This is a genomic window from Mycetocola sp. TRD_SC_2 (assembly GCF_055361225.1).
Genome location: NZ_CM143954.1, coordinates 3,022,723 through 3,044,906 on the forward strand (window position 1 = coordinate 3,022,723; position 22,184 = coordinate 3,044,906).

The window sequence follows — 22,184 nt, forward strand, 5'->3', positions numbered from 1 at the left end:
CGTATTTCGCTTTCACGAGTATTTCCCGAAATCGGCGTTCTGTCAACCGGTTGACCAATATCGGTCAACCGGTGGCGCTCAATACGACCGCTCGTTTGCTAGCTTTGGAGCCATGCCGGCCTACCCGAATGACTCCTCCGCTGAAATCGCTGCCTCAATGGGCACACTGAGCGGTGCGACGCCGGTGTCGGCTGTGGCAAAACGCTTGCTCGAGATCTTCACGCGCGGCGATATCGAACCGGGAACGCGGCTTCCGCCGGAACGCCAACTGTCGACGAGCCTCGGCGTCGGGCGCTCAGCCGTGCGCGAGGCACTCGCCGCTCTCGAACTGCTGGGCATCGTCGACGTGCGCCCCGGTTCGGGGACCTACCTGCGCGGCTCAGCCAGTGAACTCCTCCCCCAGACGCTGAGTTGGGGCCTCATGCTCGATGAACCGCGCACGGCAGAACTGATCGAGGTGCGTGGTGCGCTCGAAATTTACGCGGCTCGGCTCGCGGCATCCCGAATTTCCGATGAAGCTCTTGAACGCCTCGCTGAGCACCTCGATGACATGCGGCATAACGTCGACAACCTCGCCGGATTCGTCGAGGCGGACCTGCAGTTCCACCTCGAACTTGCCCGCAGCATCGAGAACACCGTGCTTCTCGACCTGCTGCAGAGCATCCGTTCCCTTCTGCGGGTCTGGGTGGACCGTGCTGTGCAGCAGCCAGAACAGGCTCGCGTAGCGATCGAGGAACACACGGCCGTTTACGAGGCGATCGCAACGCGCGACCCGGATGCCGCAGCATCCGCCATGGCTGTGCACATGCGCACCGCAGGCGACCGGCTCGCGAAGACGGTCGCCCCGTAGCTCTCCCGCGCCGAATCACCGCGGCCTACAGGCTGCGGCCGGACTCCCACAGGTTGTCCGACGTGCCACTGATGAGCGTCGCGACACTCATCGCCTGCGCATCCGTGAACGACGCGATGTAGTCCACGACCGCACGGCTCTGTCCGAGCTGCACGATGTCAGATGCCCCAGTGCCCACGCCGGCAGCGGTGAAGTATTCGGGCGCCTCGTCGAGCAGCCCGCGGTACTCCTCCGTCGCCGCCTCGACCGAGTCGAGCAGCCTGCGTGGCGCTCGCGCGGCATCCGCTGGGTCGTTGAGCCACGTGTGGAAACCCTCGGCAAGCGCCTCGATCACGCGCGCCTGCCCGCGCTGGTATACCGCGAGGTCGGAACGGTCGAGCACGAAACGGGTGTGTACGAACTTGAGCACGACGACGTCGTGCCACGCCTGCCTGCTGAGGCGCACGTGACCACTGCGGATGTTCGGTTCACGTTCAACCCGGATGCTCCCCTTGAGCCGGTCAATCCACCTGCGGGTGAACGCCGACACGGCTCGGTCAGCCTCGAGCCCGCCGTCGTAGGGAATGGTGAGCAGTCCTTCCACGAGATCCGTGGTGACCCTCTCGACCGAATTGCGGAAAGCATCCGCATCGGCGATCCAGGCATCCTTCTGCTGCACCTTGCGCCACGCTGCCTCGAGCGAGTGACCCGGCCGGCGCACGGCCAGCTCGGCGTCGTCGAGGGCAGCGAGGTCGGACTGCGCCGAGAGCCACCCGTTGAGCTCCGCCGACACCGACGTGTACTGCAGCACCCCGGCACGGTAGAAGTCGTCGAGGTCATGCACCGAATACGCAATGTCGTCGGCGATGTCCATCACCGAGCACTCGAGCGTCTGCTGGTGCTGCCCGATTTTCGGGAACACCGCGAGCACGTCGGCCATCTCGAGGGCGTCGATCGAGTACGCCGAGAATTTCAGGGCTCCGGATGCCGCATCCGTCCCGACTCCGCGTGGCAGTTCCTCCGCCGGCCGGGGTGGGAGCGCACGCCACTCGTTGCGGGTCCACGGGTACTTGAGAACCGCTGCTCGAACCGCCTTGGTGAGGTTGAGTCCGCGCGGGGTCGCGTCGCAGCTGTCGAGCGCGGTGAGGATGCGGAAGGTCTGCGCGTTGCCCTCGAAGCCATCCGGGAGGCCGAGGCGGTTCCGGGCGACCCGGTCGAGCACCTGCTCACCAAGGTGCCCGAAGGGTGGGTGGCCGAGGTCGTGCGCAGCCGCGGCCGCCTGGACGACGACGGGGTCGCATCCGCCCAGTTCCCTGATGATGGCGCGGGTGTTGTCGTTCGCGTCGCGGAAGGAGACAGCGATCGAGCGGGCAACCGCCGAGACCTTGAGCGAGTGGGTGAGCCGGTTGTGCACGATGGTTCCGGAGCCGGCCTGCGGAATCACCTGAGTGACGGCCGACAGTCGCGTGAAGTACGGCGAGAAACGGATGCGTTCCACATCGACGCGGAATTCATCCTCACCCGTCGTCGATGGCTCGGTCAGTGTGCGGTCGCGGCCGCCTCCGGTGTGGGTTCGCGGATAGCTCAGCATGGTGCCGCCAGCCTAGCGAGTGTGCCGGGTGGTGCGTCCAAGGTCCGCCCGCCGCGCTCGCGTCAGTGCGCCGAGACGCCCGCGAGCATCCCGCGCAGGAAGTGCCGCTGCAACACGATGTAGAGCACCACGACCGGGAGCGCCACCATCACGGCGCCTGCGGCGAGCAGCGCGGTGCCCTGCGTGTACTGACCCTGGAAGAAGGCGAGACCGAGCGGGGCCGTTCGCACGCTTCCGTTGGGCGACATCACGAGCGGGATGAGGAACTCGTTCCACGTCCACAGAAAGACAAGCAGCACGAGTGTCGTGATCGCCGGCCGCGCGTTGGGCACGAGGATCTGCCACAGGATCCGCATCGTTCCCGCGCCGTCGAGCCGCGCGGCATCCATCATCGTGCTGCTCGCCGACCGGAAGTACGCGCGCATCCAGTACGTGCCGAACGCGATGGACATCGCGATCTGCGGCAACGCGACCCCCCAGACCGTGTTGGTGAGTCCGAGCATCCACAGGTCGAAATACAGCGGCACGATAAACGCTTCGGTCGGCACCATGATGCCGAGCAGGAACAGGTAGAAGAAGAACGTTGCGCCCTTGAACCGCATGGTCCCGAGCGCGTAGCCGGCGAGGATCGAGACGGTGACGGACGTGACGACCACGATCAGCGCGACGGTGGCGGATGTCAGCAGATACTGTCCGAACCGGCCGATCTCCCAGGCATCCGCGAAGTTCTCCCAGTGCAGCAGTCGGCCCTCGCGCCCGACCGACGCGCTCTGCGGGCCTAGTGCCCGGCTGAAGATGAGGCCGAGCGGGCCGAGCACGATGAGCGCAAAAACGCCGAGGATCAGGTAGTTCGCCGTGATCTCGACCCGGGAAACCTTCATGAGCGGTCGCCGATCCGGTTGACGACGGCGGTGATGGCGAAGACGAGGATCGTCAGCACGATGCCGATCGCGGCGGCTTCGCCGACCTGGCCGAGCTCGAACGCGCGGCGGTAGACCTCGTAGCTCGGAACGGTGGTGGACGTGCCGGGCCCGCCGCCGGTGGTGACGTAGACGAGGTCGAACGTCTTGAGCGCGGCGACGGTGGTGAGCGTCAGGGCAACGGTGATCTCACCGCGGATCGCGGGCAGGGTGATGGCGAAGAACTCGCGGACAGGGCCGGCGCCGTCGAGGCGCGCGGCCTCGTAGAGTTCGCCGGGCACGCGCGCCATGCCGGCCATGAGCAGAACGGTCACGAGTCCCGTCGAGACCCACGTGCCGATGAGCCCGACCGCGGGGAGAGTCCAGGTGTAGTCGCCGAGCCACGCGGTGGTGAGCGCGTCGAGGCCGACCAGGCGCAGAAGCCCGTTGAGCGAACCGTCCGGTGCGTAGATCTGCCGCCAGGTCACGGCGACGACGACCATCGCGATCACCTGCGGCAGGAAGATGATCGTGCGAAAGAAGCCGATCCCCCGCACCTTCGCCCGCGTCAGCAGGGCGGCGAGCACCAGTCCGATTCCGAGCGGCAGCACCGCGTAGAAGAAGACGAGAACGAGCGCGTGCCCGAATGCTTCGCGGAGGCGTTCGTCCTGCACCACCGCGAGGTAATTGTCGAGGCCGACGAAGGTCGATGCGCCGATCCCGTCCCACTCGAAGAACGAGAACTGCCCGGCCCGCAGGAGCGGCACGAGAAGAAATAGTCCGTATAGGAGGAGCGCTGGCGCGAGGTAAGCGTACGGAATCCAGGCACGGCCCAATCGGCGGGGATGCCGCTGGGCAGCCCGACCGGGATGCGTCCCCGCTCCCCTGCCCGCCGTCGCGACATCAGCCATTCGAGTCGATGAACTCCGCGTAGTCGGCTTCGAGGGCGTCGGTGAACTGCTTCGGGGTGGTGCGCCCCTCGAGGAGGTCCTGCAGCGCCGAGCCGATCGTTTCGCCAAAGGTCGGGGTGGCGTAGTCGAGGTACGGGAGCAGGCTGCCGTCCTGGGTCACGGCGTCGAAGGCGGTGTAGACGTCGGAGAGGACGCCGGACTCCGGCGCGAGTTCTGCCGTGCGGTTCACCGGGAGGTTGCCGGTTTCGGCGAGGATCTCCATCGCGGCATCACTGGTGAGGAAGTCGATGTAGGCCGCGGCGACGTCCGTGTTCTCGGCTGCCGAGGTGATCGTGAACGGCACACCGGTGCCACCGGTAGTGGCGAGGGTTCCTGCATCCGTTTCGGGAAGGAAGAATCCGAGGTCGTCGCCCATCGCATCGGCGAGGTCGGCGGCGAGCCAGGATCCACCGAGGAGGAACACGCCGTTGCCGGCTGCGAGCGCCTGCCATGCGGCGTCGTAGTCGGTGCCGTTGGCGCCGTCGTTGAAGTAGCCGTTGGTCGCCCAGCCCTGCAGTGCGGCGGCGGCCTTCTCGTTCTCGGGGGTGGTCCAGCTGGCGCCGGCGTTGCCGAGTCCGAGCTTGGTGACCTCGTCGGCGTCGACGGTGTTGCCCTGGAGCGGACCGAACACGTGCGCGGCGGGCCACTGCTCGATGTTGCCGAGTTGCAGCGGGACCTCGCCTGCCGTCTTTGCCGCGGCGAGCGCCTCGTCGAACGCGGCCCAGTCGGTGGGAACCTCCACGCCGAGCCCCTCGAGCTTGCTCTTGGAATAGAAGACGCCGACGATCTCACCGGTCTGCGGGAGGCCGTACAGTTCACCCTCGCCGAACACCGTGGCGTCGTCGCCGTAGGTCGAGTACTGCAGGATCGACGCGGGATACCGGTCGAACCAGCCGTAGGCATCCGCGTAGTCATCGAGCGGTCGGAGCTGGTCGGCGGCGACGAACGCGCCCATCGTGTTGCGGCCGTTGTTGGCCTGGACGACGTCGGGGGCGTCGGTGTCGGTGAGCGCGAGGCGGAGCGTGGTGTTGAGGTCGTCGAACGCCTGCGAGTTGCGCTCGATCGTGATGTTCGGGTATTTCTCCTCGAAGGCGGCGTTGAGCTGCTCGATCTGCTCGTTCTGGGCACCGCGGACTTCCTGGTCCCAGACGGTGAGCGTCATGTCGTCGACGCCCGAGATGTCGGTGCTGATCTCGGTGCTCTGCGGCTCGGGTGCCTTGCCCTGGCCGGTGCCGGGGGCGCACGACACGAGCGTGACCGTGAGGGCGACGCCCAACACAACAAATACCGGTCGGGTGAAGCTTCTCATGGGATCTCTTTCGCGAAAATGGGGCCGGGGATTCCTCGCCGCAGCAGGTCGTGGCCTGCGTCAATACTGGCGGAACCGGCCCGGCTCCATTCTCGCGCGCTCCCGGGGTCCTTGCCGCCCGCTTGCAACTCGGCGCGCTTTCACCCGGTGCGGACCGACGCTTTCGTTGATCGAGTAGGCCGCCTGCGGCCGTATCGAGATCGGCCGCAACCGGAACTCCCCGCTACAGCACGAGTCGCGGGTAGTCCGTGTATCCCTCGGCGCCGTCGCTGTAGAAGGTGCGCGGGTTCGGCTCGTTCTCCGCATGGCCACCCTGCCAACGCTCGACCAGGTCCGGGTTCGCGAGTGCGAGCCGGCCGATGGCGACGGCATCCGCGTGGGCCTCATCGATGAGGTCGATGGCCTCTTCGCGCGTGGTGACGGTGCCGAAACCGCTGTTGGTGATGAGTGCACCGCCGAAGTGGGCGCGCAGGGTTTTCACGAGCTCGCCGGCGGGTTCGCGGTGGAGCACGCTGAGGTAGGCGAGTCCGAGCGGCGCGAGTGCGTCGAGGAGGGCGGTGTAGGTGGCGGTGACGTCCGCGGCATCCGTTTCGAGGGCGCCCTGAATGTTGTGCTCGGGCGAAATGCGGATGCCGACCCGCCCGGCCCCGACAGCGGCCGCAACCGCGCTGGTCACCTCGGCGACGAAGCGCGCGCGGTTGGCCGACGTTCCGCCGTAGGAGTCGTCACGCACGTTCGAGGCGGGCGACAGGAATTCGTGCAGCAGGTAACCGTTGGCGCTGTGCATCTCGACGCCGTCCAGTCCGGCTTCGATCGCGTTCTGGGCGGCCGTGACGAACTGGTCGCGCACGATGTCGAGCTCATCGAGCGTGAGCGCGTGCGGAACCGGATAGTCCTGCTTGCCGACCGGCGTGTGCGCCATGCCCTCGATCGCGATGGCGCTCGGGGCGACGATGCGGTCGGTGCCGGTGATCGCCGTGTGCGAGACCCGGCCGCCGTGCATGAGCTGCATGACGATGCGTCCGCCCTTGGCGTGAACGGCGTCGGCGACGCGGCGCCACGCTTCGATCTGTTCGGGGGTGACGATGCCCGGCTGGCCGACGAAGGCCTGGGACTCGGCGCTCACGTAGGCTCCCTCGGTGATGATCAGGCCGAGGCTCGCCCGCTGCGCGTAATGCTCGACGACGATGTCGCCTGGGATTCCGTCGTCGCCGGAGCGCGATCGGGTGAGCGGCGCCATCACGACACGGTTCGGCAGGTGGAGATCTCCGAGTGAAACGGGTGAGAACAGGTCCATATGGGCGGATGCCTTTCGGTTGCGGATGCCGCCACGCGGCGACCCCCGGGCCAACGCGCCCCGCTGCTCCCCTATTCCTGCGGCGCGCCCTCCGCTGGTCGAGTAGCGAGGAACGAGCGTATCGAGACCCCGCCCGCCACCGACGCTGCGCACGTTGCGTTGCCATTAATGGTTGGAACGAGCGACGATCTTCAGCCGAAAGTGGCAACGCAAGGCCCAAACGCACGCGGTCACCACTCGGCGTCGCCACCCACCCACCGCGTCGGCGGATTGTGGCCCGCGCACAACCACTCGATCCCCTCTGCAGCGATCCGTTCCCGCAGCAACCGCTCGGTCGTACGCGCCATCGCCTTGTCGCTGATCGCCGGCCGGAAGAACTGCCGCATGTCGCCCTCTTTCGTGACGGTGACGGCATCCCCCGTGAACAAGACGTCGCCCCACCGAAAGCCGAGATGACCGGGAGTATGTCCGGGCGTCGGAAACGCGAAAAGCCCCGGAAAGACCTCGAGGGTCCCGGTGATCTCCACGACACCATCGGGGTATTCGACCGGCGCCACCCGGTAGAGGAAGCGTCGAAACAACGTGGGCGGGGCGACCTCACCGCGGAGGATCGCGGCATCCACAGTGCTGATCCACACCGGAACCTGCAGCGTCTGCTGCAACCGCTTCACCACCTGGGAGTGATCGAAGTCGTAGTGCGTCAGCAGAATGTCGGTGATCGGCTCACCCTCCTGCAACTCGGCGAGAAGAGCGTCGAATCCGGATGCCATCCCCGGGTCGATCACGGCGGTCCGGCCGTCGCCACGCACGACGTATCCGTTCGCTCCCTGGGACTTCTCGAGCTGAAAGACGTTCTCAACGATCTGGCGCATGTGGTGTCCTTTCCGCGGATCCATTACGTCACCCCTGGGCCGCCGCCGCAATGCCTTGCCGGGTCGGGCAGCGTGTGCGAGGTTTCAAGGGACGCAAAACGCTGTCATCCCGGCGTTTAGCAGCAGTTTGCGTCCCTTGAACCGCGCGGAGCCCAGCTAACCGCGGGGTTAGGGTGGAGCGGAGCGGCGGCACCCAGCCCCCGCGCGACGGAAGGCAGCGCATGGCGAGCAGTCGCGGGATCCGGATGCTGCAAACTCACGACGCGCACGGACGCCCGGCGGAGTCGGAACGCCGGTACGACATCCCGCTCACTCGCGCCACGATGGCGGACGGCGTGATCGAACTCGCGATGGAGTTCATCACACCACTGCAGCCGCGCACCACCGAGGACTTCGGCATCCTCGACTACACCGACCCAGAGGGTGCAAGTGGCTGCCTTATCCTCGAGCTGAACGACGCAGCGATCGCCGAGATCACCAGCCGGGTTCACGCCGCCGAAGAGCGGCCGGTGGGCCAGCTCGACCCGCTTCGGATCCAGAACACGGCGGATGCCTCGACCGCTCCGGTGGTGGGGCGGAATCCGACGTGGATGATCGTGCTCGGCGTCCTCGTGACGGTGGTGGCAGCATCCTTGCTGTCACTCTCGGTCGCATCGGCGATGATCGGCGACGTCGGAGGAGCCGTGCGGTCCGCGCTGATCGGGTTGCTGCTGGGCGCGACGGGAATCACCCTGGTGATCACGGGTAAACGGCGCCGCACCCGGTGGATCTTCGCGCGGGCCGACTCGTACCGTTAGCGTCGGGTCACAGCGGTCGGACCGGCTGGCGCAACACCGTCCGCAGCCTGGCGGGTTCGGTGCGACGGGCGTCGCTGAGGTAGATCTCGTGGTGGTCCCCGTTAAAGGTGAGGTCGTGCGCAGGCAGGTACTCGTCGTGGAGCCGCTTGAGCGTGGGGGTCTCGTCGTCATACGACCCGACGTGGAGGATCTGCACCGAGCGTCCCTCGTCGAGGGCGAGCAGTCGCATCCGCTCGATGGCCGCCAAGTCCTTCTTCTCGCGCACCGTCGTCATCGCCGCAGAAACCATCTCGTCCGTGATCCACTCGGGCTGGCTGATCAGCATCGTCCAGTCCCAGGCGTCCTTCTGCCGCGTCGTGAACACCGACGGGTCGTCGGCGCGCCACAGCCCCTCGAGCGGCGCGACCACGAGGTCCCGCCCGAGCTCCTTCTTGCTCATGAACTTGAGTGCGTACGCGACCGGATAGAGCGCTTCGATCGCGGCGGCATACTCGGGTGACGTGTTCGGGTCGCCGTGTCCGTCGATCGCGAGATATCGCATCCGAGGCACGTCGACTTCGGTGAAGTCCTTTGCCGACGGCGCATAGAGCGCCTTGTGCGTGGTCTTGACGTCGTACTTGTCCACAGTCGCCCCCATCGTGAGCCGAGTGCCCAGCTTCAGGATGCCGTCGGCCGGCCGCGCAGGCAAGCACCCCTTTCCGCACCTCGCCCCCACGCCCTAAACTCGCCCGCATGACCGTCACCGACTGGCTGCTCGACTCCGACCCCTCGATCCGCTGGCAGGTGATGCGCGACCTGCTGCACGAACCAACGGATGCCGTCGCCGCCGAACGCGCGAAAGTCGCGACCGAGGGCTGGGGCGCACAGCTCCTCCAGCTGCAAGGCGCAGACGGCTACTGGGACCGGGGCGTCTACGACCCACCCGAACCGCGCGAACCGGATGATCCCGGTCAGCCGTGGACCGCGACTCACCACACCGTCGTGCTGCTCCGCGAGCTCGGCCTCGATCCGGCGAGCGCCGAAGCCCGTGCCGCCATCGCCCTTGTCCGCGATCACGTCAGCTGGGACCCCATTGGCGAGGAGTACTTCGGCGGCGAGGTCGAGCCCTGCGTCAACGGCATGATCGTGGCGCTCGGCGACTACTTCGGCGAGAACGTGCAGCCGCTGGTCGACCGGCTTCTCGGTGAGCAGCTCGACGACGGAGGCTGGAACTGCGAAGCCGAACGCGGCTCCACCCGCTCGTCATTCCACTCCACGATCTGCGTGCTCGACGGGCTGCTCGAGCACGAACAGGCGCACGGAGCATCCGCTGAAGTGACCGCGGCGCGACGGCGAGCGGAGGAGTATCTCCTCGAACGACGGATGTTCCGCCGCCTGTCCACGGGAGAGGTCGCGGACCCCGATTTCACCCGCTTCTCGTTCCCCACCCGCTGGTTCTATGACGTGCTGAGGGGTCTCGACTACTTCCGCCGCGCGGGTTCGGTGCCGGACCCGCGGCTCGACGAGGCGCTCGACCTGATCGAGAGCAAGCGAGGTGTGGACGGGCGGTGGCTGCTCGAGCTGGCGCACCCCGGCAAGGTGCACTTCGAGATGGAAAGGGAGGGCGAGCCGAGCCGTTGGGTCACCCTGCGGGCGCTCCGTGTCCTGGACTGGGCCGCGCGCTCGTAGCGCTCCACCGTCCACTCCTCAGTCTCGTCTCACGGCTCGAGTAGACGGGCCATTCTTGTGGCGTCACCTGCGGGGCAAAATCAAAGGCCCCGGCTACTGCCAATATGGGATCGTGCCCTCCCCTCTGAGAAAAGCCGTACTTCGTCGCGCCCGCCACCGAACGCTTCGCCGACTTCTGGTGGCCTCGAGCATGGTGATCCTTCTCGCCGGGCCTCTGGCCCTTGTGGGAACCACGGCCTCAGCTTCGACGGATGCATCACTGACAACGACGAGCCGGCCCACGGCTCCAATGCCCGTCTCGCCTGCTCCGGCAGCGGAACTCTCGCAGACGGATGTCGATGCCTGGTTGTCGGGGCTCCTCCCCTCCATGTTGGAGCGCGAAGGCATCGCCGGCGCTACGGTCTCGGTCGTCAAGGACGGAGAAATCGTCACTCAGCAAGGGTTCGGCTGGGCCGACACTGGAGTCGGTTCGAAAGCGCCGGAGCAGGTCGACCCGGAGCGCACGTTGTTCCGCATTGGCTCGGTTTCCAAGCTCTTCACGGCCTCCGCCGTCATGCAGCTGGTCGACACCGGTGTTCTTGAGCTCGACGAGCCTGTCCAGAGCTATCTCGATTTCGACCTGCCCGTCCGGTTTTCCACACCCATCACCCTCCGCCACCTCCTCTCGCACACCGCCGGCTTCGAAGACGAGCTCGCTGGTCTCATCACCAGTTCTCCCGATAATCAACCGTCTCTGAAAGAGGCAGTCTCGGTCGACCCGCCTGAGCAGATCTTCGAGCCCGGAACGATGCCGGCCTATTCGAACTACTCCAACGGACTGGCCGCGTACGTCGTCGAGCGGATGTCGGGCCAGAACTTCGAGGCGTACGCGGCGGAAAACATCCTCTCGCCCGCCGGTATGTCGACCGCTACGTACGATCAACCGCTGTCGACTGACCAGCTTCCGGACATGTCGGCTGGCTACGATTTCGCTACCTCGGGTGAAGTGCCCTTCGAGATCGTTTCTCCGTCGCCGGCGGGTGCGATATCCGCCACTGCGACCGACATGGCCCGGTTCATGCTGGCCCAGCTCGGACATTCCACCGAATCCGAGAACGTGCTTTCGGCGCCGGCGCTCGAGACGATGCACAGCCCGGCATTGGGCGAGGACACCCTCGGCGGCCTAGCGTCCGGCCCCCGGATGGCACTGGGCTTCTTCGAACGGGACCGCAACGGCCATCGCATTCTCAGCCACGCCGGAGACCTCACTGCCTTTCACGCCCAGCTTGAGATCTATCCAGACGACGACGCAGGTATCTTTCTCTCATTGAACAGCACCGGCATTCGCGGAGACTCGACGTCGGTGATCCGAGATGCCGTCCTGACCGGCTTCGCCGATCGCTACTTCGCCGATTCCCGGCCGACGCCAACGGCGACGGAAACCACAGCAGAACATGGTGAAGACATTTCCGGCGTCTACAAACTGTCTCGGAGGGGCGAATCGACTTTCATCCGCTTGTTCTTCATCCTCTCCGCCATCGACGTCAGCGTGACGAGCAACGGCGCGGTGGCGGTTTCGGCGATCACGGACGCCGCGGGACAGCCTCTCGAATTCGTCGAGGTCGAGCCCTGGGTCTGGCAGGAGGTTGACGGGCAACGGCGAATTGCCGCCGACGTCTCCGATGGGACGGTTCGCGCCATTTCTTTCGACCCGGCTTTCACCCTCCAGCCCATGCCCGCGTCTCAAGCGGTACTCCCCTTAGTGGCCGCTGTCTCGCTTTTCCTGCTCGTCGTGCTCCTCATCGTCTGGCCGGTCGCAGCCCTTATTCGCCGATATGCGCATCGCCCCGCTCCTTCGAGCCGCGAACGAACCCTCCAGTGGGCGCAGTACTCGGCGATTCTTGCCCTGGTTCTGTCGATCCCGCTCTGGGTTCTCGTCGCCGACGCTCTGCTCTCAGACGCAGAACCACCCGGTGCCTTCGTGATCCGTGGGGCCCAAGCGCTGGTGCTCATTGCAGTTCTCGGTATCGTTCCCAGCACGTGGCTGCTGGTAAAACGTCTGCGCGATCTCGGGCGACCAGACGCCGCCTCATGGTGGCGAGTTGGTGTCAGCGCATGCTCGACCGCAGCCTTCGTCGGCTTGGGCTACACCGTGATCGTCGGTGGTCTCCTGATGCCGAGCATCACCTACTGAGGAACTACGAAGCCCGCGGAACGGTGGTCGCCGGAGTGCCGCCCCTGGAGCGTGCCCCCGTACGCCAACTGGATGACATCCCATCCGGACGCTTCATTCTCGCGACTGACGCGATGCGATAGCGGGTCCCACGATGATCGAGTAAACCCGATCTGATTGGTCTGCCGTGCTCGACATCCGTTTCACCATTCCCCTGATCATCTTCGCGATCCCCGCGCTAGCTTTTTTGGTCCCTTTGACGCTCATTCACTCCCAGCGCATCGGTGCTTCACCCGTGCGGACGCTCTGGAACGGTGCCGCCGTCGCCTACCTGATCTGCGTTGCGGCGGTCACGTTCTTTCCGTTCCACGTGAACATCGGCGAGTACGCCAACCAGGGACCGTGGTGGTCGATCATCAACCCCTGGCCGATCGTGACCATCGACATCCGCACCTTCATGCTCAACATCCTCATGACGGCTCCGCTCGGCTTCCTGCTCCCCGTGCTGACACGCTTTGACACGCTCGGTCGAGTTGTCGCAGCCGGTGCGCTGTTCAGCCTGGGCATCGAAATGACGCAGATCTGGCTCGGGATGGTCGGTGCCACCCGAACCGCCGACGTGAACGACCTCATCGCGAACACACTGGGCGCAGCGATCGGGTTCGCGGTGTTCGCGCTGGTGAGTCAGCAGCGGGAGATTCGGCGACTCTTCCCGGAGCCAGTGCTCCAGCGCTGAGGCGACTGAGCAGGCACTTCTTTCAGCTACCCCATTTCGGGTGCACGTCGCTCGAGAAGCGGTATGGCGGCCGTGTCGGATGTCAGAATAACCGAGACGTGCAATCGGGGGGAGTGCGGATGTCGGCTGGATCGTCCGCGGGCCATGAGTCCCTGAGGCAGCTTGCTTTGGCGGCGCAGCACGAACGCGCAGCGATCGATGCGCGCCAGGCAGCGGGACGCTACCGGGCAGCGTCCATTTCGGAGAAACAGGTCGCGCGAGTCCTCGCCCCGCTATCGGCGGCCGGCTACCACTTCTTGCCAGATCGACAGTGGCCTGGCAGCCGGACCGCGCAAGTGGACCTCGTCATGGTCGGCCCTGGCGGAGTGTTCATCGTCGACACCAAATGGTGGAAGGACGTTGTGATTGCGGCTGGACGCGTGTTCCGCGACCAGGATGACGTCACTGATGAGTTCGACAACCTTGCCGACTTGGCGTTCGGTGCGGAAGGCGCTCTCGGAGCGGTCGGGCTCGCTCCCGGGGAAGTGCGCCCGATCGTTGTCCTGGCGGGCCGCAAAGGAGTCAAAGCAACAATTGGCACCGTCGATATCGTGGGCGAAGGCGATGTGCTTCGGCATATTGCCGCACGAGGGAACCGCCTGACATCACTGCAGGTGGACACCGTCCTTCGCGCTGCTTTAAGCCACTTCCCCGTTGTAGGTGCGCCACAACCAGTGAATACCACGCTGCCTGAACCCGTGATCGAAGCATCCCCTACACAGATCGATGAAAGCGAATTGCTTTCAACCGACGAGGTGAATTCAGCCCTTCTCGAAGGGCTCCTGGCGGCACCGGTGGAGGAGTGGATGACGTTTCTCCACCCCGATCAGAGCAAACTCATCCGGCGGAATTTCAACGGACCATCGCGAATTCGAGGTGCGGCTGGTACTGGAAAAACGGTAATTGGGCTGCATAGGGCGGCTTATCTCGCTCGATCTCGACCAGGGAAGGTCCTGGTAACTACTTACGTTCGGACACTTCCGCTTGTGCTTTCTCGTCTGATGGAGCGAATGGCACCAGAAGTGGTGAACGTCGAATTCATAAACGTCCATCGGTTCGCTAGTCGAGTACTCAGTGAGCGCGGCATCCGGGTGAACACCAAGCCGACGCAGGCAAACTCAGCGTTCAAATCAGCTTGGTTCGAGGTCGGAGCGAGCGGCCCGCTGTCGGCAATTGAGCCGAAGGACCGTTACTGGAAGGAAGAGATCGACCACGTCATCAAGGGACGCGGGATGACGTCATTCGACGTATACGCCGAATCAGCGCGGGTTGGTCGACGTCGTCGCTTGACGGTAGAACAGCGCCGCGAAGTTTGGAAGCTCTACCGAGCGTACGAGGACCGGTTACGAAGCGCTGGAATCAACGATTTCGCGGACCAAGTACTTCTAGCAGCCGCGTCACTCCGCGACGACCCGCTCACCGGATATTCCGCAGTTATCGTTGACGAGGCGCAGGATCTATCGTGTGCAATGGTCGGCATGCTCTATTCGCTGGTTGGTGACGAAGCCGACGGGTTTACATTGATCGGCGATGGGCAGCAGAGCATCTACCCTGGCGGATACACGCTGGCTGAGGTCGGGATCTCCTTGGCGGGTCGTGGTGTCGTCATGGACACTAATTACCGCAATACAGCGGAGATACTGGCCTTCGCGGATGCCATGATCGCCGGCGACCAGTTCACGGATATCGAGGGCACCGATCAGCGCGCAGATTCCACGAAGGCAGTACCAAGGCACGGTGACGCTCCGGTGATATCTCGCAGTCGGACCACCGCTGAACATGATCAAGCGATGGTCTCGCAAATCCGGAAGGCATCGAGCGAAGTTGGAACGTCCTTCGGGGACATCGGAATTTTGGCTTTAACGAACGCGAATGTCGATCTCATCTCTCGTGCTTGCCGGAAGGCGGGAATACCAACAATCGACCTCGAAGATTACGACGGCCGGCCGCTCGATGCGGTCAAGATCGGCACCGTCAAGCGGGCAAAGGGACTGGAGTTCAAGCAAGTTCTGGTGCCCAGACTTCGCGCCGAGCAACTGAATTCCAACGTTCACTCGAGTGCAGATGCAAACGGGTCATCGTCGAACGACATCACGCGCGAACGGGACGAGCGCGATCGACGGGAGCTCTATGTCGCGATGACTCGAGCGCGTGACGGCCTGTGGGTCGGCGTACTCGGGTAACCGTCGCCGCCGATTGAACCAGTCGCGTATATCGAGAATGTAGTTGCGGAGCTAGCCCTCACTCTCAACCTTCAGCAGAGTCAGGGAGCTTACGGATCCCGCATGACCGGAGATACGAATACGTTCCGTCGTAGAAGGCCGGTGTCCGGGAGGCATCCGAGTCGCTGCCTCGGGGTACGAATATGACCATTCCCTGTCGCGCGCGAGTGAGCAGAACCCGGTAGGCATTTTCCAGGAACCGCCTACTGGGCTCCTGGTTACGACTTTGCCACTTAGTGCCTTTGAACTGGTAATGAACGAAGTGATCCCCAGTGTGGCGAAGGTCCCCATCCCATGCCACTAGAGTCCAATCGAGCTCCAGCCCCTGCACGTCGAATTCCGTCGCCACCAATTCAAGAGCATTGCTAGAACGAACGTCTTCGGGTCCGTTCAAGAACCAATGCTCCTGCTCGATCATGTTCTTGACATGGATTCCTTCAGGACGAAGCCGCATCCCGCCAGACGAGGCAAGAAGCCCCCGTGACTCGAATCCGCGGTTTTGACGCTCGATCCATTCTCGTGCTCGGCTTATGTCGCGGGTTACGAAGATTTGGTATAGGTCCTCGAATTTCGCGTGCTGAGCGCGTGCGGCCGAGGGCTCATTGTGCACCAGGTGGTGCACCATCTGAGACAGATTCTCAGCGCGGAAGGAGCGAAGAGATGTAGAGAGGTGCAGCCCTGGCCTCGCTTCGGCCACGCGTTGTGGGCTCGCTAAACGTGGAAGGTCAACCTCGTTGCCCGCGAAATGAGCATCAGACAGCTGCTCGGAGAAATATACGTCCCAGTCTGAGAATCTCGACTCGAGGGCGTCCACCCAACCCGCAAGGCCTGCCTCTCCGGTGTTGATCTCTTGCCCGCCTCCGATCAGAGCAACGATGACCGCCCAGTCGTCATGCCGATCCATCACGCTTATCAGGAACTCCGGTTCGGACATTGTGAAGTCGAGCCGACCTTTTTTCCTGGCCATGAACGACGCGGTCGCTGCGTGATCCCACGCTCGCTGCGCCTCGTCAAAGATCGCTACTCGTTCCGGCGGGGCGCTTGTGTCAACTAGCGTCTCGTCGCGAAAATGGTGAACGTTCTGAATGAATCGCCCGGTCGATCTGCGTGCGGCCGCTTTAGTTATCGACGGGTCCCGATCATTTGCGTCCCGAGCAAGCGCTTCTCGAAGCACCTTCACGAGCGGACCATTTCCGGAGAGGAACACTGCGAGATCCGCGGGTCCAGCAGCAGTATCGTCGTCCAGTTTCGTCGCAATATTAAGACCAGCCAGTGTTTTGCCTGCCCCAGGCACGCCAGTTACGAAACATATGCTCTTGCGTTGCTTCGCCCGCGAACTACTAACGATGTCTTTGATCGTCCGCGTAGTCCCGGTGAGGTTCTCTGCCGTCGACTCGCTCCGGGTAATCGCTGCCACCTCATGATTGGCGTACATGTATTGAGCGGCTTCGACGATCGTCGGGGTGGGGCGGTACTTGCCGGCGTACCACTCCCTTGGGTCTAACGGCTCATCATCAAACGAGCAAGAAAGCTCGGCGAGAAGTGGGCCGAGATTGCTGCCGTTACTCAATATCGTCTTTGCCACACGGTCGTGCGCCAGAATCAATTGGAAGGGTCGCTCTTCGGCCGCTGTGCAAACCAGCACGGGGATAATAGGCGCGTCCGCACTTGTCTCGTGGAAGTTCTTGAGGTCGACCGCGTAACCTTCGGCCTGTCGCTCATCCGTCCGCATGTAGGCTTTCGCGCCGATCTTGAATTCGATAGCGAAGATTGCGGCGTCTTTCACGATCACTGCGTCGATGCGCCGACCAGCTCGTGGAATGACAAGTTCGAGATAAAGATGACCTTGAGGGTCAGCGGCAAGCTGGTCCCGCAAGAGCTCGACGGAGATTTGCCAGGCGAGCCGCTGGGACTCCTCGACATTCATGGCGCTGTCCACCAGCATTCCCAGCACAGCTGAGTTGTCCGTCTTTAGGAATTGAAGGATAGGAGCCGAGTAGTAGGCGCGGCTTGGGCTAGGCAAAGGTGATCCGTTCCGATTCGGTTAGGCGCTCGGCCGAGCTGGCATTCGAATCAGCTTGAGCCGTCCAGCGTAGAGTTGGCTACTCACACCCGAGCACGTCGACGCTTGTTGGACTTGTCACGAGCGAGAGATGAGGCGGTGCGCAGCACGAACGCAAAGAGCGCGAGTGCTACTGAGAACGGCCAAAGCATCTCGGCCGCTGACGCCATCCCCGCCGCTATTTCCGGGGGCGTACGGTCCTCGGGCTGGGCGTTTGAGAGGAATGCCAAGCCAATAAGCGCTACCACAATGGAGAACCCGGCACCCATCATCAGGGGCTTCAGCCCTCGGCCGCGAAGCACGAGCACCACCCCGTCGAGTACGAAGGTGGCGACGAAGGGCAGGAGAACGACCAGAATGATCATCCCGGCGTACGCCGGCAGAACAGTCGACATGTCCAGGATTGGGTTGGGCGCGCTCAGCCCGTTCGCTCCCCAAGACGCCCCCATGCCTTCAAGCTAGTTGGCGCCTCCAACGTCTGTCTTCCCCCAGTGCGGGTCTACACGAGCCAATCAGCGTCATCAGCCGATACGCGCATCGAGCTGCTGGCTAGTCATGATGGTCGCAAAGGGCACTCTGGTTTGCGCGATTTCGACAGGCTCAATCACCGGACGACTTCAACGCCGCCCCAACCACCACTCCGGCGCCGCCGCCAGCGTTGCCGCCGCCGCGGCATCCAGGTCGCTGAGATTACCCTCAGCGAGCCAGGCCTGCACCGCACCGAACGTTCCCGATGCAGCGAAGGCCACGAACATCCGTCGTTCCGACTCCGTCGCGGGCCGGCCGTCGACAAGCGGTGCGATCTCGGGATGCCGCTCCAGGTGCGCCGTCAGCGCTCGGGCACTCGAGCGGATCAGCAGATCACGGATCGGACCACTCACCTCAGACGCCAACGCGTTTCGGTAGATATCCGCGTGTTTCGCCACATGCTCGAACAACGCCCGTTCTGGCCCGGCGAAGACGCTCTCCCCCGTCTCCGACACCGCTGGCAGCTCTGACGTGTACACAACCAGCTCTTCCATCTCGGACTCGAGCGCCTGTGCGAGCAGCGCAACTGCACTCCCCGCATGGCGGTACACGGTGTCGCGCTTCACGTCCGCGGCACGCGCGATGTCGGCAACGGTGATGCTGCCGAGAGGCGTCGACGCCGCCAGCTCGTGGATGACCTCGTGCAGGCGGGCACGCGTTCGCCGCTGGCGCGGGTCCATGAGCTCATCAGTCACTGCGTGAGTCTAACCCCCGTAGAGATCTATGGGGCATCTGTCCTATTGTGAAAATTCAGTGGCCAACGACGGTCATCGACCTGAAGAAAGAGAGCAATATGCGAGCCTTGCAAATCGTATCCGCCGGCGTTCTTGAAGTCCGCGACGTTCCGGTCCCCGAAATCGGCCCAGACGAAGTCCTCGTGAAGGTGGCCGGAGCCGGCCTCTGCCACTCCGACGTCCACGTGCGCCACGCGCCCGAGTGGCCCGTGCCGAACATGACGCTCGGGCACGAGACCGCCGGCCACGTGGCGTCCCTGGGCAATGACGTGACCGGACTCAGCGAAGGCGACGCCGTTCTCGTCTACCTCGTGTGGGCCTGCGGCGTCTGCCGCCCCTGCATCGAAGGCCGCGACAACGTCTGCGTCAACACCGGTGGGCGATACGGCATGCCGCCCTGCCCCGGCCTCGGCCCGGACGGCGGCATGGCCGAGTACATCGCAGTCAAGGCGCGCTACCTCGAACCACTCGGCGACCTCGACCCGGTCACCGCCGGCCCCCTCGCCGACGCCGGCCTCACCCCGATGCACGCCATCAACGGCGCCCGCCACCGCCTCACCCCAGGCTCGACGGTCGCCGTTATCGGAGTCGGTGGCCTCGGTCACATGGGCCTCCAGATCCTCAAGGCCACCACCGGCGCTCGCGTCATCGCGATCGACTCCAGCGAGCAGAAGCTCGAGATAGCCCGCGAACACGGCGCAGACGAAACCTTCATGAGCGACGGTGACACCGCGGCGAAGGTCCTCGCCCTCACCGGCGAATACGGGGCGGATGCCGTCTTCGACTTCGTCGGCGTCCAGCCGACGGTCGACCTCGCGACGAAGATTATCGCTCCAGACGGAGCGCTCCGCTTCGTGGGACTCGGCGAAGGTTCCTTCACCTACGCCGCCGATGCGCTCACGACGACCCTGCCGTGGGGCGTCGACGTGCGCCGCTCCTACGGAGGCACCCGCTCCGACCAGCGCCAGGTGATCGAACTCGCCAAGCTCGGCAAGATCACCGTCGAAACCCAGCAGTACTCGCTCGAAGACGGCATCCAGGCGTTCGACGACCTCGAGGCCGGCACGGTTCGAGGTCGGGCGATCCTCGTTCCGTAGTTTCGCCTCACCCGACGAACGGATGCCACGGTGCGCGACTGCGCCGTGGCATCCGTTCTCTGTTCGTCGTCCGCGCGCTCTTGGCGGAGATTCCGACTACCTCAGTCGTTGAGTGGCGGGCCAGCGACAGCACGGGACTCCCGCAGCGTCAGCCCTGGCTGCGGCTGCTTGCGCAGCTGACCGGTCACCGCCAGCACCAGGATGACGGCACCGAGCACGATCCACCCGCTCCAGCCGAGGATCGATCCCCAGATCGCCTCCTGGCCCTGGCCTGCCGCGAGGAACGTGATCAGGAGCAGGTTTGTCGATGCGTTGATCGAGCCGTGCGCGAAGACCGCCGGCCAGACCGATGCGCTCCGCAACCGCAGCCATCCGATGACGACACCGAGCAGCATGCACCAACCCACCATGAGCAGCACGCCGAGGACGTCTGTGCGTCCGTAGTTGTAGCCGAGGAGGATCACCGGTGCGTGCCAGACACCCCAGATCGCTCCCGAGATGAGCAGCGCCGGCGCCGTGCCGAGCGGGCGCAGGTTGGGCAGCAACCATCCGCGCCAGCCGAGCTCCTCGCCGAACGCCGCAACCGAACTGAAGATCGCAGAAATTGGCAGCAAGAGAAGCTGCATCATCACGACCGCCTGAATGTTGCCGCCCGGGATCTCCTGGCCCGCAGCATTCATGCCCTCGACCAGCCCCGAGAAGCTCGTCAGATCGAGCGTGATGAGCCCGAACGCCTGGCCGAGCAGCATCGCCGCGAACGCGAGGGCCGGCATCCCCAACAGGGCGATCAGGCAGAACAGCAGCGTGCGCTTCCACGGCCGGATCGGAGACAGGCCCAGAAGGCGCGGGATGTTCGGTGGTCGCTTCACGAAGAACACCACCACGAGGGCGGCGACCGTGGGCGTGAACATCATCGCCGTGGTGAGAATCCCGAACAACGGATGCGCCATGCCCTCACCCGACAGCCACACCGGCAGCTGAATCAGCCAGGCGAGCCCGAGCGCGAGAACCGTGAAGACGACAACCGCGCGCCACGGCACAGCGGTTGGCAGAACTGGGCCTTTCTCAATGTTCTTCAGCCGTTGCGCTTCGGTGCGATCAACGGCCCTATCGATGGCGCCTTTCGTCGTTTCACTGGTCGACATAGTGACCTCCCCGGGGTCGATCCGAATTGTTTCCGTTCGACCAACGTATGAGCCGGGATGTTCCATGGCATCCGCCGCTGTGGGGGTTTTCGTGGGACGGCTCTCCGCCGAAAGGCTATTTCGACAAGCTCAATCGCCGGGTCGGTGCTCAATCGCCGTTGGCGGTGCTCAATCGCCGTTGGCGGCGAGCAGGTCCTTGTGGTGGATCTCCGCCACGTTCGGGTGCGCGCGCAGCCGGTAGCGCAGCGCGTTGTCACCATAGGTGTCGAGGATGGGACTGTTCGTCGGGTCGACGGAGAGCCCGCGGGCCGCGGTCGCCAGCTCGGGGCTGAGTTCGAGCCGCGGCATGACCGTGTCGAGCGCCGGGTTGAAGAAGAAGGGCACCGAGATGCGGTCGCTGCCGACCGGGGGCGAGAACACCTTGTGCAGCGTCGCCTTGAGGTAGCCGCTGGTGGCGAGCTCGAGCATTTCGCCGATGTTCACGACGAACGCTCCTGGAATGGAGGGCGCGTCGATCCACTCGCCCTCGTGCTCGACCTGGAGGCCTTCCTTGCCGGGCTCGACGAGGAGGAGGGTGAGCACGCCGCCGTCGCGGTGCGCACCGACGCCCTGCTTGCGTTCGGCGCCGGACTCCCCCGGGTACCGCACGATCTTCGTCATCGAGAACGGCTTGTCGGCGAAGGCTTCGTCGAAGGCGTCCTCGCTCGCGCCGAGCGACAGCGCCCAGACGCGCAGCAGCCTCAGGGAGACCCGCGTGAGCTCGTCGTTCCAGCGCTCGGCGATGCTCTTCAGTTCGGGAAGCGCTTCGGGCCACAGATTGGGACCCTCGAGGCGCCAGAAGTCGGCCGTCCCTGGTGCCGGCTCGACGGCATCCCGCTCGGGTCCGATGTCGATCTGCTCACGCCAGTCCACGTCACCGTGCGTGAGCTCGCCGCCGACACGCGTGTAACCGCGGAACTGCGGGCTGTGCACGTTCTCGAGCTTGAGCTTCTCGTCGGTGGGCAGCTCGAAGAAGCGGCGCGAGACGGCGAGCAGGTCGTCGATGAGTTGCCGGTCGACCCCGTGACCGACGAGGTAGAAGAACCCGACCTCGTGGGTGGCGCGGAGCAGGTCGGCGCGGAAGGCTGCTGCTTCGTCGGCGCCGGCATCCAGTCGGGAGAAATCGAGGATGGGGAGGCTGGAAAGGCTGGAACTCATAGCCCAATGCTTGCACCGACAACTGCTTGCCCTCGCCAATATGACAAATCGGGGGTTTGC

At 64.6% G+C, this 22,184-nt stretch carries 19 protein-coding genes; 7 read left to right on the forward strand and 12 right to left on the reverse strand.

Going from position 1 to position 22,184, the window contains the following annotated elements; all coding sequences use genetic code 11:
* Positions 1-112: 112 nt before the first annotated feature.
* Positions 113-850, forward strand: coding sequence for a FadR/GntR family transcriptional regulator (locus ACWA1Q_RS14525; RefSeq protein ID WP_463758376.1), 738 nt, complete (start codon positions 113-115; stop codon positions 848-850).
* A gap of 25 nt (positions 851-875) precedes the next feature.
* Here ACWA1Q_RS14525 and ACWA1Q_RS14530 read toward each other — a convergent pair whose 3' ends face one another.
* The 6 genes from ACWA1Q_RS14530 to ACWA1Q_RS14555 all read right to left on the reverse strand — a co-directional run bounded on the left by ACWA1Q_RS14530 (position 876) and on the right by ACWA1Q_RS14555 (position 7,747).
* Positions 876-2,420 (reverse strand): deoxyguanosinetriphosphate triphosphohydrolase family protein, encoded by a 1,545-nt coding sequence (locus ACWA1Q_RS14530; RefSeq protein ID WP_463758378.1) that lies wholly within the window; start codon positions 2,418-2,420, stop codon positions 876-878.
* Positions 2,421-2,482: 62 nt separating this feature from the next.
* Entirely contained in the window at positions 2,483-3,301 is an 819-nt protein-coding gene (locus ACWA1Q_RS14535; protein ID WP_463758380.1) for a carbohydrate ABC transporter permease, read from the reverse strand.
* Positions 3,298-4,230: a carbohydrate ABC transporter permease gene (locus ACWA1Q_RS14540; protein WP_463758382.1), complete on the reverse strand. Its 933-nt coding sequence runs from the start codon at positions 4,228-4,230 to the stop codon at positions 3,298-3,300. The genes ACWA1Q_RS14535 and ACWA1Q_RS14540 overlap by 4 nt, the downstream gene beginning before the upstream one ends.
* Positions 4,223-5,578 carry an ABC transporter substrate-binding protein gene (locus tag ACWA1Q_RS14545; RefSeq protein ID WP_463758384.1) on the reverse strand — a complete coding sequence of 452 codons (1,356 nt, stop codon included), beginning with the start codon at positions 5,576-5,578 and terminating at the stop codon, positions 4,223-4,225. Before ACWA1Q_RS14545 ends, ACWA1Q_RS14540 begins: the two co-directional genes overlap by 8 nt.
* 223 nt (positions 5,579-5,801) lie before the next feature.
* Positions 5,802-6,875 carry an alkene reductase gene (locus ACWA1Q_RS14550; RefSeq protein ID WP_463758385.1) on the reverse strand — a complete coding sequence of 358 codons (1,074 nt, stop codon included), beginning with the start codon at positions 6,873-6,875 and terminating at the stop codon, positions 5,802-5,804.
* Positions 6,876-7,105: 230 nt separating this feature from the next.
* A complete protein-coding gene (locus ACWA1Q_RS14555; protein WP_463758387.1) occupies positions 7,106-7,747 on the reverse strand; it encodes an MBL fold metallo-hydrolase in 642 nt (213 codons plus the stop codon).
* 221 nt (positions 7,748-7,968) lie between these two features.
* On the opposite strand from ACWA1Q_RS14555, the gene ACWA1Q_RS14560 reads away from it, so the two are divergent.
* A complete protein-coding gene (locus tag ACWA1Q_RS14560; RefSeq protein ID WP_463758388.1) occupies positions 7,969-8,544 on the forward strand; it encodes a hypothetical protein in 576 nt (191 codons plus the stop codon).
* A gap of 7 nt (positions 8,545-8,551) precedes the next feature.
* Here ACWA1Q_RS14560 and ACWA1Q_RS14565 read toward each other — a convergent pair whose 3' ends face one another.
* Positions 8,552-9,181: a GyrI-like domain-containing protein gene (locus tag ACWA1Q_RS14565; RefSeq protein WP_463758390.1), complete on the reverse strand. Its 630-nt coding sequence runs from the start codon at positions 9,179-9,181 to the stop codon at positions 8,552-8,554.
* 95 nt (positions 9,182-9,276) lie between these two features.
* Here ACWA1Q_RS14565 and ACWA1Q_RS14570 point away from each other — a divergent pair, with 95 nt between their 5' ends.
* From ACWA1Q_RS14570 to ACWA1Q_RS14585, 4 genes are all read left to right on the forward strand, one after another.
* Positions 9,277-10,212 (forward strand): hypothetical protein, encoded by a 936-nt coding sequence (locus tag ACWA1Q_RS14570; RefSeq protein WP_463758391.1) that lies wholly within the window; start codon positions 9,277-9,279, stop codon positions 10,210-10,212.
* A 112-nt stretch (positions 10,213-10,324) separates the two neighbouring features.
* Positions 10,325-12,385: a serine hydrolase domain-containing protein gene (locus ACWA1Q_RS14575; protein ID WP_463758393.1), complete on the forward strand. Its 2,061-nt coding sequence runs from the start codon at positions 10,325-10,327 to the stop codon at positions 12,383-12,385.
* Between the two features lie 166 nt (positions 12,386-12,551).
* Complete coding sequence (locus ACWA1Q_RS14580) at positions 12,552-13,100, forward strand: VanZ family protein (RefSeq protein ID WP_463758395.1); 549 nt, start codon at positions 12,552-12,554, stop codon at positions 13,098-13,100.
* Positions 13,101-13,219: 119 nt separating this feature from the next.
* A complete protein-coding gene (locus tag ACWA1Q_RS14585) occupies positions 13,220-15,322 on the forward strand; it encodes a nuclease-related domain-containing DEAD/DEAH box helicase (RefSeq protein WP_463758397.1) in 2,103 nt (700 codons plus the stop codon).
* A 64-nt stretch (positions 15,323-15,386) separates the two neighbouring features.
* Here ACWA1Q_RS14585 and ACWA1Q_RS14590 read toward each other — a convergent pair whose 3' ends face one another.
* From ACWA1Q_RS14590 to ACWA1Q_RS14600, 3 genes are all read right to left on the reverse strand, one after another.
* Positions 15,387-17,300, reverse strand: coding sequence for a DUF2075 domain-containing protein (locus ACWA1Q_RS14590; protein ID WP_463758398.1), 1,914 nt, complete (start codon positions 17,298-17,300; stop codon positions 15,387-15,389).
* A 167-nt stretch (positions 17,301-17,467) separates the two neighbouring features.
* Entirely contained in the window at positions 17,468-17,818 is a 351-nt protein-coding gene (locus tag ACWA1Q_RS14595; RefSeq protein ID WP_463758400.1) for a hypothetical protein, read from the reverse strand.
* Positions 17,819-18,040: 222 nt separating this feature from the next.
* Entirely contained in the window at positions 18,041-18,646 is a 606-nt protein-coding gene (locus ACWA1Q_RS14600) for a TetR/AcrR family transcriptional regulator (RefSeq protein WP_463758401.1), read from the reverse strand.
* 98 nt (positions 18,647-18,744) lie between these two features.
* On the opposite strand from ACWA1Q_RS14600, the gene ACWA1Q_RS14605 reads away from it, so the two are divergent.
* Entirely contained in the window at positions 18,745-19,782 is a 1,038-nt protein-coding gene (locus ACWA1Q_RS14605; protein ID WP_463758403.1) for an NAD(P)-dependent alcohol dehydrogenase, read from the forward strand.
* A 101-nt stretch (positions 19,783-19,883) separates the two neighbouring features.
* Here the strand turns inward: ACWA1Q_RS14605 and ACWA1Q_RS14610 are convergent, their stop codons facing one another.
* Positions 19,884-20,927: a lysostaphin resistance A-like protein gene (locus ACWA1Q_RS14610; protein WP_463758404.1), complete on the reverse strand. Its 1,044-nt coding sequence runs from the start codon at positions 20,925-20,927 to the stop codon at positions 19,884-19,886.
* Between the two features lie 168 nt (positions 20,928-21,095).
* On the reverse strand, positions 21,096-22,124 hold the full coding sequence (locus tag ACWA1Q_RS14615) for an isopenicillin N synthase family dioxygenase (RefSeq protein WP_463758406.1): 1,029 nt from the start codon (positions 22,122-22,124) through the stop codon (positions 21,096-21,098).
* Positions 22,125-22,184 lie beyond the last annotated feature (60 nt).

What these genes read in the sequence shown, in the direction of transcription:
- ACWA1Q_RS14525 (WP_463758376.1), top strand. Translation starts at nt 113, where the DNA reads ATGCCGGCCTACCCGAATGACTCCTCCGCTGAAATCGCTGCCTCAATG.
- ACWA1Q_RS14530 (WP_463758378.1), bottom strand. Translation starts at nt 2,420, where the DNA reads ATGCTGAGCTATCCGCGAACCCACACCGGAGGCGGCCGCGACCGCACA.
- ACWA1Q_RS14535 (WP_463758380.1), bottom strand. Translation starts at nt 3,301, where the DNA reads ATGAAGGTTTCCCGGGTCGAGATCACGGCGAACTACCTGATCCTCGGC.
- ACWA1Q_RS14540 (WP_463758382.1), bottom strand. Translation starts at nt 4,230, where the DNA reads ATGGCTGATGTCGCGACGGCGGGCAGGGGAGCGGGGACGCATCCCGGT.
- ACWA1Q_RS14545 (WP_463758384.1), bottom strand. Translation starts at nt 5,578, where the DNA reads ATGAGAAGCTTCACCCGACCGGTATTTGTTGTGTTGGGCGTCGCCCTC.
- ACWA1Q_RS14550 (WP_463758385.1), bottom strand. Translation starts at nt 6,875, where the DNA reads ATGGACCTGTTCTCACCCGTTTCACTCGGAGATCTCCACCTGCCGAAC.
- ACWA1Q_RS14555 (WP_463758387.1), bottom strand. Translation starts at nt 7,747, where the DNA reads ATGCGCCAGATCGTTGAGAACGTCTTTCAGCTCGAGAAGTCCCAGGGA.
- ACWA1Q_RS14560 (WP_463758388.1), top strand. Translation starts at nt 7,969, where the DNA reads ATGGCGAGCAGTCGCGGGATCCGGATGCTGCAAACTCACGACGCGCAC.
- ACWA1Q_RS14565 (WP_463758390.1), bottom strand. Translation starts at nt 9,181, where the DNA reads ATGGGGGCGACTGTGGACAAGTACGACGTCAAGACCACGCACAAGGCG.
- ACWA1Q_RS14570 (WP_463758391.1), top strand. Translation starts at nt 9,277, where the DNA reads ATGACCGTCACCGACTGGCTGCTCGACTCCGACCCCTCGATCCGCTGG.
- ACWA1Q_RS14585 (WP_463758397.1), top strand. Translation starts at nt 13,220, where the DNA reads ATGTCGGCTGGATCGTCCGCGGGCCATGAGTCCCTGAGGCAGCTTGCT.
- ACWA1Q_RS14595 (WP_463758400.1), bottom strand. Translation starts at nt 17,818, where the DNA reads ATGTCGACTGTTCTGCCGGCGTACGCCGGGATGATCATTCTGGTCGTT.
- ACWA1Q_RS14605 (WP_463758403.1), top strand. Translation starts at nt 18,745, where the DNA reads ATGCGAGCCTTGCAAATCGTATCCGCCGGCGTTCTTGAAGTCCGCGAC.
- ACWA1Q_RS14610 (WP_463758404.1), bottom strand. Translation starts at nt 20,927, where the DNA reads ATGTCGACCAGTGAAACGACGAAAGGCGCCATCGATAGGGCCGTTGAT.
- ACWA1Q_RS14615 (WP_463758406.1), bottom strand. Translation starts at nt 22,124, where the DNA reads ATGAGTTCCAGCCTTTCCAGCCTCCCCATCCTCGATTTCTCCCGACTG.